Raw genomic sequence first — 13,838 nt, 5'->3', positions numbered from 1 at the left:
TACCCTCAAATTACCAAAATGTGAAAAGAAAGTAAGATATCAGCGTCCATTTCAGATATGAAAACTTAATATTCAAAGTATAAAATCATGACTATTTTTGTATGTAAAAATTCAGGTTAGAAATTAACCTAAACATCAACATGATACTGAATGCCAGATATAAAAGACTGGAAGAGCGAAAGCTCATTAAAATATCCATCTTTCTTGGTTCACTGCTAACAATATGGGCCATTGTTGTTGGGATTGCGGGAGATTCCAAATCGATCATTTTCGATGCCCTCTTTTCCATGGTTGGGATCAGTTTATCAGGAATTTCCCTTTTGGTGAACAACTTTATCAGAAAACCGGATGACGAAAATCTGCCTTTTGGTCGCTCGCAATTTGAACCTTTTGCCATTACGCTTCAATCTTCGGTAATCATCTTTTTGTGCCTCTATTCATTGGCAACGTCCATTATGGATATCATCGCCGGTGGAAAAGTGGTGGAACTTGGTATAGCCCTGCCCTATCTTATCGCATCCATTTTTATCTGTTTTGTGCTCTGGTTGTATTTCAAACGCCAGGCTGTGAGGCTCGGGTCCGAATATGTTCGCATAGAAGCCACTGAATGGCAACTCGACGCCCTGCTGAGTTTCGGTGTGCTCATCGGACTATCGTTGGGTTATTTTATAAAAGATACCAAAATGGCCTATCTCACGCCATACCTGGATCCGGGAATGGTACTGATTATCTCCATTTTGTTTCTAAGAATTCCTGCTAAAACTTTCTGGAAAAATGTACGGGAACTGCTGCAATTCGCTCCGGATGACGACGTAGAAAACCGAATACACGAAGCTGCCGAACAGCTTGTGGTTGAACAGGAATTTCTGGATTCACTTGTTCGGGTGGCAAAAACCGGGAGCAGCTATACGGTAGAAATTGACTTCCTGATTCCTAAAACATCCTCGAATATGCAGGTGGGTGAGCTCGATCTGCTTCGACAACAACTTTACGACCAGATTAAAGGTGATTACAAAATGTGGCTAACCATTTCATTTACGACCGAAAGGAAGTGGATGATTTAAAAGTAGCTTTTGGTGATTGGCTGTGAGCCACTGGCAGTAGGCAACTATTAATCATCACTACTACTTACATTAATAAGTTAACCGGCTAATTATTCGTTGTCTTTCTTCTTTTCCAATGCCAAGCTGATTCTGAACAAATGTGTCCGTCCCGCCGTACTCTTTATCCACTACTTCAAAGAAAGCATTGAGGAATGCCTTGTCAACAGACATAAAAACTTCGATCGCTTTAAGGTCAAGTTTAGGTTTGATGATCCTGCCCAGCTTAGCTTTTCCAAGCAGTTTCTCAGTTTTTTGTCTGCGATAATAATTAGACATCAGATATTCCTGCATAATCGTTGCCCGATCCACATTGAGAATAGACAGAATAAGCGCAGAAACAATCCCGGTACGATCCTTCCCGGCTGAACAGTGGTACAACACAGCGTCGGGGGAAGTGGTAATTTGTCCGATAATACCCGGAAGCGATGATAGGTTTACCGTACCCGCATCGTGATAAAACCCGACCGTTTTGTCTATCGCCTGCTGTTCAGATATTTCTCCGTTAATTACTTTTTTACGCAAGAGCGCTATTTCTCCTTCATTGTCCTTAACCGTTGGCATATGTGCATATTTCACTCCCAACGGCAAATGATCTTCTTTTCCCTTTATTTCATGATCCGTCCGAAGGTCAATGACGGACTTGATATTTAAATTATTAAACTTTTCAAACTCACTGGTTTTCAGCTTTGACAGATTATCCGACCGGAATATTTTACCCCATTTTACAGTTCGTCCGTCCATGGTTTTTATCCCGCCCAAATCACGAAAATTGACAATCTTTTTGAAATCAACTTGCCTGTTGGTTACCAGTAGCGTGTCATTGCCAGACAACAAGTCTACATACAGTCGCGACGGAGGATTTTTAAATGTAAAAACGCTGTCTGACAAGCTGCGTGGAAGCTTTATTTTCGATTGTGGATTCGTATAGAACTGTATTTCGGAAACAGCCTTCGGATTGGATACATGAAGTGTATACTGTTTCCCGGAATTCTCAACGTACACCGGTTCGCGGAGGGTCTTCTTGGTCGATTCAGGAGAGAGTTTTGCACTGCAGGAAGAAATTAAAAATGCCAGTATTCCGACATATACGATACCACGATTTGAATCAATACGATTACAAATTTTACTTCGAAAATTGTTGAATTTCATATTTAAACAACCCAATGGGGAAGCTGTTAGATTTGTTAATTTCTGACTTTCTGAGTAGTTACTTTTTTACTGAATCCATATGCACAATGCCTGCATCCGCTTTGGCAGCATTGGCCTCTCAACATGTGATACAATTCCGTAAACACCCAGTAAGATCCTTCAATGTAGTAGTGAATTCCTTCCTGAAAGTCGGCACGCTGTGTAGGAAACCGATATCGTTGCGAAATGGTTACCTGCTCATCCACTTTTTTCAGACAACTATTACAAAGGCAGTCGAAGTAGGTTTTAGACAAAAACGCAGTAGTTTCAGTACTAAGTTTTACTTTGGAACAGTGGCATCGACTGATATCCTCTGCTGAGCAGACAAAGGGTTTGTTACATTTTCCGCAGTGGGTTTCCATTTATTTATTATCGCTTATGAGCAAAACGATGTTGCTCTGAAAATTTGGATAAAGGTAGGTGTTTGTAATATTTAAAATGGCGTTGACTGGATTGAAAGTCACCCATACCCGCTCTCGTTTGTGTCCTCACAAACGGGATATGTCCGCAAAATTTTTTACAATTTCTCACCCAGGAGTGGTTTATACATTAGATCATCTAGTAAGTAATAGCACTTTCCTTCATACCAGCTTCATTTGCTGCGAGTACCTCAATAACTTGTCAATACTCCAAGTCTGTTTCTGTCATTGACTTTAATGGTGCCGGATGATAATTTGTGACAGACTAAACCTGTTGCCATTAGCGCTCCGCCTACGATGAATGCGGAAGCATCCGTTGTAAAGCGTTTACCATCAATTCCTTTGTTAAAGAAATCCGCACCAATGTAGAGTAAACCACCCATTGGGAAATAATAGGCAGCTTCACTTACAAATGGAACACGCTGGTAAAATTTGAAAACCCGTACATCACCGAGCTTAACTTCTTTATGTTTAATGGTGCCACTGCTGTCATTTGTAACAATGAAAGAAGAATCTGATATGCTCAGAATTGTGCCTTTAAAACGTTTCCTGTCCTCTTTTAACTTGAAGCTTATTCGATCCCCAATCAGAAACCGATAGCGGCGAAACTTACCGATTCTTGGTGCTTTGTTCAAAGCCAGATACTTCTCACCGGCATTCACAGGGAAACTTTTATAACTCCGCCGTTTAGAAAAAAGTGCTTCGCTTGACAGTGGTTCATCCTGCCCATATGTGTACTGAGAGCAAGCAAATAATCCTGTCAGGATCACTATAAAAAATCCTAGGAGAGATTTTTTCATCGAAAATAGAATGGTTCGTATAAAATGGTATTCGCCTTAAAAGACAGTATTGTTGCAAAATGGTTTTAAGAGGTATTGATCGGACTGACAGATAAGGAGGAATAGTTGGTATTAGTGCAGACAAATACCATAATTTCATTAATTGCTTGTAGACCTGGCCTCGTTTGTGTCCTCACAATTGAGCCAGTCGCTCTTGGCTGAAAAATGGTTTTTGAGGACACAAACCACAACAAAAATCAATCCGCTTTCAACGCTTTCTCGATCAGTACAGGTACTTGTTTTCTTGGATTTGGATAATCGTGCATACCCATTTTATTCCCCTGACTGACCACTTCCAATATCTTTTCCCCACTTTCCGGACTGTAAAAGAATATTTTCAGCACGTGCATGTATTTTTTGAAATCCCATGCCCAGTAATCCTGGTAGGTTACGTAATTAGCCCCTTGTTCAAATTCAGTTTTTTTACCAACAATCCGGGCCGTATGACCTTTATTAATCAATTCAGTAAAAATAAGAGAATCAATACGTTGAATTGACGGCTGTTTGCGAACGACGAATTTTTCAATATCCTTTTGGTCGGGATAGACTCCAACAGGAATAATCATGGATGTATCGTTACTCACGATCACAAATTCTGATTTCAGATCGGGGCGTGTTGAAGAATGGGATTTAACAAGCTGCGTTGTACGGCATGAATAGAAAAAAGCAACAGAGAGCACAAGAGGGATAAATCTGAATTTCATAAAATTAATGTAAGTTCAATCTGGGTTACTAAAACAAAACTACTTTAATAAACCATATTTGGATGTCCCTACTCATCATTCCTTTCATCAATATATTGACTGAACGATCTCAACTAAGACTTCCCCCGTTTGTGTCCTCACAAACGGGCTAGTCGCTCCTGGCTAGAAGGGGTGGTTTGTGGAGACACAAACCACGGCACCAGAGACACAAACCATGGCGATGGATACATTTGGTTTGTGGGGACACAAACCACGGCAGACCATGATGGGGCACAAACCACGACAATCGAACTCTAAATAAGCACATTGACACACCTTATGTAAAACAAAAAATCCTCCGCAACAGGTCTGTCGCGGAGGATTTTTTTGAAACTTAAAAACCTTAGAATGAATATCTCAAAGTAACACCATAAGTACGTTGGTCACCCACGATACCTGCATACTGTCCGTAACTTCCCGGAGCTGCCAATAGTTGTTCGTAGTAATCTTTGTTGAACAGGTTTCTTCCCCATAAGAAGGCAGAAAGACCGTTAGATGCTCTGAAACCCAGACGACCGTTGGTCAATGAATAGGCATCAATGTTCAGGTATTCCGAAGGAGACGGGCTTGATGAGAATTCTGAGCGGTAGAAAACATCCACTCCAAGGAAGTAATTTCCTTTCAGCCCAAGAAGTGTTCCTTTTCCTACAACTTCACCACCTGCAGAACCAGACCATTTAGAGATACCTGGAAGTCTTCCTCCTGAAATATCTTTGAAAGCTGCTGTTCCTCCTACTTCTTCCAATGGCACCGGCGCATTCGCAAACTTCACATACTTGCCATCTGTATAAGCCACCGCAGCATTAAAAGTGAAAGCTCCGAAACGCACATTTCCGTCAAGTTCGGCACCTTGTACACGTACCTTTTCAGCGTTGGCCAAATAACCACGGTTCACACCTGGTTCCGGAGTTTGTACCTGAGTTTGGAAATCGTCTATATCCGAACGGTAGAAAGTCAGGTTCAATACCGAATTGCCGGTTGGTCTTGTCTTAATACCAAATTCTTTGTGCTCAACGTATTCAGGTTTTACTTTCGCAAGATCAATCAATACCTGGCCATTTGCTGATGGCAAACCACCCACGTTTACACCAATTGGCTTATATCCAATAGAGTAAGTTGCATAAGCATTAACCTTGTTGGTCGCTTTGTATTGAAGAGAAACCTGTCCGGAGAAATTCCCCTCAGCATAATCGGTATTGAAAGACTGGTTAGAATATATTCCGTTTTTCAAAGCAAGCAATGCGGCATCAGTGGTCTGCAGTCCGCCGTAAGCTTGTCTGCTATAATCCACTACCTTTTTATCGTAATTGTAACGTACACCCGGCAATATGTGGAATTTGCCTGTTATAGCCCAGTCAGCTTGTGCAAACACTGCCAAACTTGTGCTTTTGATACGGTTTGTGGTACGGATACCGAAGTTTTCGAACAAACCTGGCGTTTTCCAAAGTTCGCTTGTAGTGCTTTGCGCAAATCTCCATTGAGCCGAACCAGCTTCTTCTGTTTGTACAGGATCCGAAGTCAGATCTTGCCAAAGTCCGAATACACCAACTACACCACTGATCTTTTCAGATACTTTTCCGGAGTAACGCAGTTCCTGTGATAACTGATCATGAGCAGAGTTACCAGAAGAAATGGTAAATACCGGTAAACCGATATAATCCCTGTCATTTAAAGGAACCCATTTCCAGTAACGCCAAGCCGAAGTAGAAGTCAGTGTTCCGTTACCGATTTTGATATCCGCATTAACAGAAACCCCGCCCAACTGGTTATCCGCTTTTGAAGGCGTATCCAGATCAAGTTTGCGTTCGAAAGCACTTTTGTATGGAAGTTGGTAGCCAAGATCCTTAATAATTGCGTCGAACTGGCGGTAAGCTGCACGTTTCGTCGTAACTACTCCTGCAACAGGCCAGCCGTATCCCGTAGGTTTCTGGTCTGAAATATCTCCGATCAGGGTAATGTTCACTTTGTCGCTCGGTGTGTAAAGCAACTGCCCCCTCACTCCAATGTTATTGATATCATTGATGGGCAATTGCGTATGCTCGTTGTAAAAAGTACCGTTACGTTGTGTACCTGTGAAAGATACACGCGCTGCTAGTTTTTTACTTAAAGGACCCGTAACAGACGCTTTCGCCTGAATGAAGCCCAGGTTACCATAGCTCAGTTCGAAACTTGCACCCGGATCAAAACTTGCTGCACGGGTTGTAATGTTAAATGCACCGGCTGTTGTGTTTTTCCCAAACAATGTACCCTGTGGTCCGCGCAACACTTCCACACGTTCGATATCTATAAAATCAAGGGCTGTTGCAGCCGGACGTGCATAATAAACACCATCGACATAAAAACCAACACCCGGATCGATACCATCGTTTGTTAGCCCATAAGTCGATCCAAGACCGCGAATGTTAAGGGTTGTATTTCTTGCGTTGGAAGCGTACAGCTGAACGGTTGGCACCAATTCTTTAAGACGATTCACGTTAAATGCTCCCGCATCTTCTGCCCTTGTGCCGCCAATAACGGAAATAGGAATAGGCACTTCCTGCGCAGATTCTGTACGACGACGTGAGGAAATCACAACATCTTCCAGCTGATTCGTATTCGGATCAAGCGTTATTTCTACTGTTCCTTTGTTGATCAGAACCTCTTTTTTAATGTATCCTACATACGAAACAATCAGTGTGAAAGGTAAAGTCTGGCCGGTAACAAGACTAAACTCTCCGTTTGCATTGGTTACGTCTCCGTTTGTAGTTCCTTTAATGGTAACGGTAGCGCCGATAAGCGGTTCATTATTACGGGAATCCAGAATTTTTCCGGTAACGTTGGCATTTACTAAAGTTCTGTCCTGAGCAGACAAAAAGAGAGGAAAGGTGACAGCCAAAAGCAGGAAGGCTGATTTTAAAATTTGTTTCATTCTATTCATTTTTGGTGGTACTGGTGGCGTATTGATACAACTGAAATTCTTGCAATGGCTACATATTGCAACAACACCCCTGAATTGCTGGTAGGATAAATCCTTTCATATAAAACGTTTTGAGTGATTATGGCACAAATGTACAATCAGTTTTCATATATACTATATGGATTTAGTAGATTTTGTTAAAATTATCATAAAAAGTCCATTCAAGAACGATCAGACCTATTTATGCTTAAAAAAATAAGCTAAATAAAACTTTCAGGAGTTAAAATTCAGAGTAATGAGAAGCAATATTGGAGGTATTACGATTACAAAAATGCCGGGAGTATAGATGACTCGACCGGCATTTTGAAACACTTTAACGTACTTCAATTTAATTAATTAATATTTTATTCACAAATTGTGTAATTCCTGACGATCTGCTTTTCAGGCCCTGCAAGCAGTATAAACTCTCTAAACCGGATTTACTGTTACGATACGACAACTCTTGAAAAAGTGCCGGGAAAACTGTTTTTTGCTCGTCGGATCGAATTTCGTTCTTGCCGGATTAACTTTACACCATCAGATTTACCAACAATTGAAATACATGAAAATTAATTTAACCGTTGTCGCCATGTTCTGTTGCGGCGTTTCCTTTGCCCAAAATGAAAACAACTCAAAACTTTGGTATAACGAGCCAGCCACGCAATGGGTGGAAGCGCTACCTGTTGGCAACGGACGAATTGGTGCCATGATTTTCGGAGGTGTGGAAGAAGAACTTTTACAACTCAATGAAAGTACGCTATGGTCTGGCGGACCGGTGAAAACAAAGGTAAATACCTCATCTCCTGAGTATTTACAACAGGTAAGAAAGGCTCTGCTGGAAGAAGGCGACTTTCAGAAAGCAAACGAATTGACCAAAAAAATGCAGGGGCTTTACACTGAGTCCTACATGCCGATGGGCGACCTACGTATCGTTCAGGATTTTAAAGGCGCAAAACCAACTGCATATTACCGTGATCTGAACATTGCAAATGCCATTGCCACCACCCGGTTCACGGTAAATGGTGTGGAATACAAAAGAGAAGTTTTCACTTCGGCTCCGGATAATATTCTGGTGGTCAGAATCAGCGCTTCAAAAGCAAAACAGCTGAATTTGAAAGTCTCTGCAAGCAGCCAGCTTAGGTATGAAATGGAGGCCTCAAATGCAAAAGAGTTAGTGCTAAAAGGCAAAGCACCTGCCCATGTAAACCCGAACTACTACAACCCAAAAGATCAGGAGCCGATTGTTTACGACGATCCGGCTGCTTGCAATGGACCAAGATTCCAGATGAGAATGAAAGCGGTGAACAAAGATGGCCAGATCAAAACCGATACTTCCGGAATTACCGTTAGCGGTGCAACGGAAGTACTTTTTTATCTGTCGGCGGCTACGAGTTTCAACGGATTTGACAAATGTCCTGACAAAGACGGGAAGGATGAAAATGCACTAGCCAAAGGTTTTTTGGACAAAGCGCTGGCAAAGACCTATCCTGCCCTGCTCAAAAATCACATCAGCGATTATCACTCTTACTTTAACCGAATGACGCTGGATGTTCGGGATACAACTGCCAACAATCCGAATATAAAACTACCTTCCAACGAGCGTTTGCAAAGCCATTCCAAAGGTGATTATGATCCTGGAATTGAAATGCTCTATTTCCAGTTTGGTCGTTACTTGCTTATTTCTTCGTCCCGACCAGCACAAAACGGTCTTCCTTCCACTCCTCCTGCCAACTTGCAGGGAATTTGGAACAAAGAATTAAGAGCACCATGGAGCTCTAATTACACGATCAACATCAATACGGAGATGAATTACTGGCCGGCGGAAGTGACGAATTTGTCAGAAATGCACGTGCCTTTATTGAACTGGATTAAGGACCTTTCGGAAACTGGCAAGGTTACTGCCAAGGAATTTTATGGTGCACGGGGCTGGGTGGCGCACCACAATGCCGATATCTGGGGTATGTCCAATCCGGTGGGTGATGTTGGTGCGGGCGACCCAGTCTGGGCAAACTGGTATATGGGTGGAAACTGGTTGTGCCAGCATTTGTGGGAGCACTACCGTTTTACAGGAGACAAAACCTTTTTGAAAGAGAAAGCATATCCGATCATGAAAGAAGCCGCTTTGTTTAGTATAGACTGGCTGGTTGAGGACAAAGACGGATACCTGGTAACGGCTCCTTCAACTTCTCCTGAGAACAAATTCCGTGACGCAAATGGAAAAGATGCTGCTGTATCTGTGGCTACCACCATGGATATGTCCATCATCCACGACCTGTTTTCCAACCTGATCGACGCAGCTGATGTATTGGGCAATGATCCTGATTTTAAAAAGCTGCTGATAGAAAAGCGTTCTAAACTCTATCCATTAAAAATCGGCAGCAAAGGACAATTGCAGGAATGGTATAAAGACTTCCCGGAAACGGATACGCTGCACAGGCACGTATCGCATTTGTTTGGTCTCCATCCTGGCCGTCAGATTTCGCCGGAAACACCTGAATTTTTTGAAGCTGCAAAAAAAACACTTGCCATCAGAGGTGATGTGGGAACGGGATGGAGCAAAGGATGGAAGATCAACTTCTGGGCAAGATTACTGGACGGTGACCATGCTTACAAACTGATACGCCAGATCATGCAATACACCAATAACATCAAAGGAAGCTCCATGGGTGGCGGCACTTACCCCAACTTTTTTGATGCGCACCCTCCTTTCCAAATTGACGGAAACTTTGCAGGAACAGCAGGAATGTCCGAAATGCTGATCCAGAGCCATTTGAATGAGGTTAGTTTGCTTCCTGCTTTGCCAGCCATCTGGAAGGATGGAACGGTAAAAGGACTGAGAGCCCGCGGAGGATTTGAAGTAGGCATTACCTGGAAAAATGGAACGCTGGTTACTTCTTCCGTCAAATCTTTGAAGGGTGAAAAGTGCATTCTCAAAACCAAACTTCCGATAAAAGTAACAGGAACAAGTGCCAAAACAGAGAAAACTCAACTGGGTTATGTAACAACTTTTGACACGCAGGCTGGAAAAGTTTACGCTGTAACGGTTCAATAAGTTATTATTGAAATTCATATAAAAGCAAAAGCCCGGAGCACAATGTCCCGGGCTTTTGCTTTGTACAACATTCTTATCTATCACAAATTTTTCTTATTCAATTCCTTTACCGCATGATCCGCTGCACGTGCGGTCATCGCCATATATGTGATCGACGGATTCACGCAGGAAGATGACACCATTGCTGCGCCGTCTGTGACAAACACATTTTTACAGGCATGTACCTGATTGAATTTATTGAGAACAGAACTCTTCGGGTCTTTTCCCATTCGCGCTGTACCCATGTCATGGATCCCAAGACCAAGATGCGTATCCTGCCGGTTGTAACCTGTCACATTTTTGAAGCCCGCAGCTTCCAGCATTTCCACAGCCGAGCTCATCATATCCTTCCGCATGGCTATTTCGTTTTCACCAAAAGCCGCATCGAAAACAATTAACGGAACACCCCATTTATCCTTTTTTTCTTTATCAAGATACATGCGGTTTTCAGGATCAGGCAACACTTCGCCGAAGCCACCAAAACCGACATTCCAGCTTCCGGGTTGTGTAAGATCTTCCTTGAAGTCGGCACCGAATCCATCCTGCGTCACTCCCCTTTTCCAGTCGGCACGGCTTGCTCCGCCCTGATAACCGTAACCTCTCAAAAAGCTTTGTTTATCATTCCCCCAATTCCGGAATCTTGGAATATAAAGTGCGTTGGGTCTTTGACCAAAAACGTAATCATCTTTAAAACCTTCAACAGTCGAGGTGGCGCCAACACCCAAATGATGATCCATAATGTTTCGCCCTACCTGATCACTATCGTTACCCAGACCAGTTGGAAAGCGGTTTGATACAGAATTCAGCAACAACGCAGCCGTATTCATTGAACCGGCATTCAGGAATACAATTTTGGCAAAATACTCCTCAACAGCCATCGTATTCTGATTGATCACCCGAACACCCTTCGCCTTTTGCGTCTTCTCGTCATAAATGATTTCTGAAACAATGGTATCATGCAAAACAGAAAGCCGGTCCGTTTTACGGGCAGCCGGAATCGACCCTGAAAGTGAGCTGTAATACCCTCCATACGGACAACCACGTGCACATTTGCTCCTGTACTGGCACGACGCCCTACCCAAATCGGTATGCCAAGGTTGCGGTTTGGTCAGGTTGGCAATCCGTCCAATTGTTACGGGGCGATTCAACTTCTTCGCTATTGCGTTCTTGAAATGCAGCTCAGGGGAATACATCGGCATGGCTGGCAAAAAATGTCCGTCGGGCAACACTTCCAACCCTTCTTTTTGTCCGCTGATACCTACAAATTTTTCCACATGTGCATACCAGGGTTCAATGTCATCGTAGCGTATCGGCCAGTCGATGGCGATTCCATCTTTTGCATTTGCTTCAAAATCCTGTCGGTTCATCCGGTACGACTGCCTGCCCCAGTGCATGGATTTCCCTCCGGTGTGATATGCTCTGATCCAGTCGAACGGTCGTTTTTCTATGTATGGATTCTTTTTGTCATCGGTAAAAAAACCACCTGTTTCCTCATTTGCCAACGTCCCGAAGCGGTTGTTGGCCCAATATTCTTCCGCCGAATGAATGGAAACTTTTCCCCTGTGTTCAAATTCCCATGGAGATTTCATGGCTGTGTCGTAGCCTTCGATGTGTTTTACTTCACGTCCCCGTTCAATCATGAGAACTTGCAAACCGCGCTTGGTGAGTTCTTTTGCAGCCATTCCGCCAGTCATTCCAGAGCCCACAACAATGGCATCGAAGGTATGTGTTTTTGCAACGTTTAAATTTAAGTTCATGGTAGTGAGTTCAGTAGGCGAAAGCTTTTTGTCCGGGTTTTAGTTTGGTTATTTCCAGCTTGCCGGGAATGGGCACGTAATCAAACGACGCTTTTATACCCGCCTCAGAAGTAAAATAGCCGAGCAACGTAAGCTCCTTCATCAGCCTCCAATATGGCAGTCCTTTGGGCACCTCCTTCATTTGTTCCCGGTCTTCGTTATCGCCCATCTTGGTTTGCTGCACATTGTACGCGATCATCTGCTGTACCGTATCTGCCTCCACGGCTTTAAGTAATTTGGTTTTTTCCTGTTGGTTTAGAGAAAGAAACCCACGTTTTTCCAGATCCTGCACGCCGGCAACAAAACTGAGATGCTCCGGTTTCCGGTAGCAATCCTGCAACATCATTACGACAAAAGCAGGAACACCGGCATCTTTTGCTCCCGGTGTATTGGTTCTTGGAATGATCATCTCTGCAACTTCCGCTACGATATTTTTCTGGATTTCTGTTAATTGAAGATTTTCTGCGTTCGCAGTAACTTTTCTCTCCCAGTTATCCATAGCCATTAATGTTGGAGCCGAAAAAGCACCACCCAACATCACAGCAACACTTTTTAGTACCTCTCTTCGGTTCATCATTGGATTATATCAACTTGAAAATTTGAAAGTGACCTATTTTCTTGTTTTCACTAAAATCATAGAAGCAAAATGATGTTGGAATTCTACCCGAATAATCTGATTTTGAATACAAATAGGTCAATTTCCAGTACAGAAATTGACCTATTCATTTTGCAAACCACTTTTCGTGAAACTATAAAATCTAAAATTCAGGCAGCACTAATACTTCTGCTTCCCGCCATTGCTTTATCCTGATACTCGGTTGGTGTCATGTTCACTATTTTTTTAAAGTGCTTGTAAAACGTTGACGGACTGCTATATCCAACAATGTAACATACTTCTTCAATGCTCTTTGAATTGTTTTCCATCAAAATATAGCACGCGTTATCAATGCGGACCTCATTCAAATAATTGTAATAGTTTTTCCCGGTCATCTTCTTAAAATAACGACAAAACGAGGTTACCGTGAAGTTCACCTGCGAGGCAACCTGTTGTAAGGTTATGGCCTCGCGGTAATGGACTCGTGTAAAGTCAAAAACCCTTTTTATCTTTTCCTCCGTTATGTCATGCGCGAAAACCGGGGCAGAGCGTATCTGGTTTAAAGCATGATATTCTTTTTGAGAGGCTAATTCCGACAAGACCTCAATAAGCCCGACAACAGCTGCAATGCCACTTGCCGTTTTCAAATTGAGCACAGCGGTTATCAAATCCCGTGATTGGTTTCTCCAAAGAAGTCCCCGGTTACGTTGCCCAAACAGGTCGCCGACTGGCTGAAAATCTTTTAAAATGACTACGGTATCGTCTAAAAATTTATCATTAAGATGAAGAATTACCAGTTCTGCATATTCACCCGGCTCAATTTGTACAGCATGTAACAAATCCTTCCCGATCAAAAGGAAATCGCCTGAACGGCATTTTTCAACATGACTCCCAACCAACAAGGAAGGATTACCTGATAACACACAAATCAGTTCAGTATTAACATCAGTATGTTTTACAAAATGACTGCGATCTTCAACGTTCAGGAAACAGATATTCGCTCCGGCATTATTCTCAGAATCAGGCAAAAAATTAGAAAATGATGCATCCATGATGATTTAATCATATTATTTTTAGCAATAATACATGAATCCTTTCAATTAATATAGTCATCTTATAATTTGATAAA

General features: G+C 42.6%; 10 protein-coding genes. 2 read left to right on the top strand and 8 right to left on the bottom strand.

The annotated features are described in order from the left end of the window. Window positions 1-140: 140 nt before the first annotated feature. A complete protein-coding gene (locus LZG71_RS07770; RefSeq protein ID WP_233818735.1) occupies window positions 141-1,064 on the top strand; it encodes a cation diffusion facilitator family transporter in 924 nt (307 codons plus the stop codon). A 69-nt stretch (window positions 1,065-1,133) separates the two neighbouring features. Here the strand turns inward: LZG71_RS07770 and LZG71_RS07765 are convergent, their stop codons facing one another. From LZG71_RS07765 to LZG71_RS07745, 5 genes are all read right to left on the bottom strand, one after another. Continuing rightward, window positions 1,134-2,252, bottom strand: coding sequence for a tyrosine-protein phosphatase (locus LZG71_RS07765; protein ID WP_233818733.1), 1,119 nt, complete (start codon window positions 2,250-2,252; stop codon window positions 1,134-1,136). 35 nt (window positions 2,253-2,287) lie between these two features. Continuing rightward, window positions 2,288-2,653 carry a cysteine-rich CWC family protein gene (locus LZG71_RS07760; RefSeq protein WP_255712811.1) on the bottom strand — a complete coding sequence of 122 codons (366 nt, stop codon included), beginning with the start codon at window positions 2,651-2,653 and terminating at the stop codon, window positions 2,288-2,290. Window positions 2,654-2,901: 248 nt separating this feature from the next. Continuing rightward, window positions 2,902-3,510: a hypothetical protein gene (locus LZG71_RS07755; RefSeq protein WP_233818728.1), complete on the bottom strand. Its 609-nt coding sequence runs from the start codon at window positions 3,508-3,510 to the stop codon at window positions 2,902-2,904. A 236-nt stretch (window positions 3,511-3,746) separates the two neighbouring features. Beyond that, window positions 3,747-4,253 (bottom strand): hypothetical protein, encoded by a 507-nt coding sequence (locus LZG71_RS07750; protein WP_233818726.1) that lies wholly within the window; start codon window positions 4,251-4,253, stop codon window positions 3,747-3,749. Window positions 4,254-4,635: 382 nt separating this feature from the next. Then, entirely contained in the window at window positions 4,636-7,200 is a 2,565-nt protein-coding gene (locus LZG71_RS07745) for a TonB-dependent receptor (RefSeq protein WP_233818724.1), read from the bottom strand. Between the two features lie 589 nt (window positions 7,201-7,789). Here LZG71_RS07745 and LZG71_RS07740 point away from each other — a divergent pair. After that, window positions 7,790-10,279, top strand: a complete 2,490-nt coding sequence (locus LZG71_RS07740; protein ID WP_233818721.1) for a glycosyl hydrolase family 95 catalytic domain-containing protein — start codon at window positions 7,790-7,792, stop codon at window positions 10,277-10,279. A gap of 80 nt (window positions 10,280-10,359) precedes the next feature. On the opposite strand, the gene LZG71_RS07735 is transcribed toward LZG71_RS07740, so the two are convergent. The 3 genes from LZG71_RS07735 to LZG71_RS07725 form a co-directional block, all read right to left on the bottom strand. Next, entirely contained in the window at window positions 10,360-12,075 is a 1,716-nt protein-coding gene (locus LZG71_RS07735) for a GMC family oxidoreductase (RefSeq protein ID WP_233818719.1), read from the bottom strand. A 10-nt stretch (window positions 12,076-12,085) separates the two neighbouring features. Further along, window positions 12,086-12,691 carry a gluconate 2-dehydrogenase subunit 3 family protein gene (locus LZG71_RS07730; RefSeq protein ID WP_310587745.1) on the bottom strand — a complete coding sequence of 202 codons (606 nt, stop codon included), beginning with the start codon at window positions 12,689-12,691 and terminating at the stop codon, window positions 12,086-12,088. Window positions 12,692-12,879: 188 nt separating this feature from the next. Further along, window positions 12,880-13,761, bottom strand: a complete 882-nt coding sequence (locus LZG71_RS07725; protein ID WP_233818717.1) for an AraC family transcriptional regulator — start codon at window positions 13,759-13,761, stop codon at window positions 12,880-12,882. Between the last annotated feature and the right edge of the window lie 77 nt (window positions 13,762-13,838).

It is taken from the genome of Dyadobacter sp. CY312, assembly GCF_021390535.1.
Taxonomy (GTDB): domain Bacteria; phylum Bacteroidota; class Bacteroidia; order Cytophagales; family Spirosomataceae; genus Dyadobacter.
This window is presented reverse-complemented; position numbering and strand designations above follow the sequence as displayed.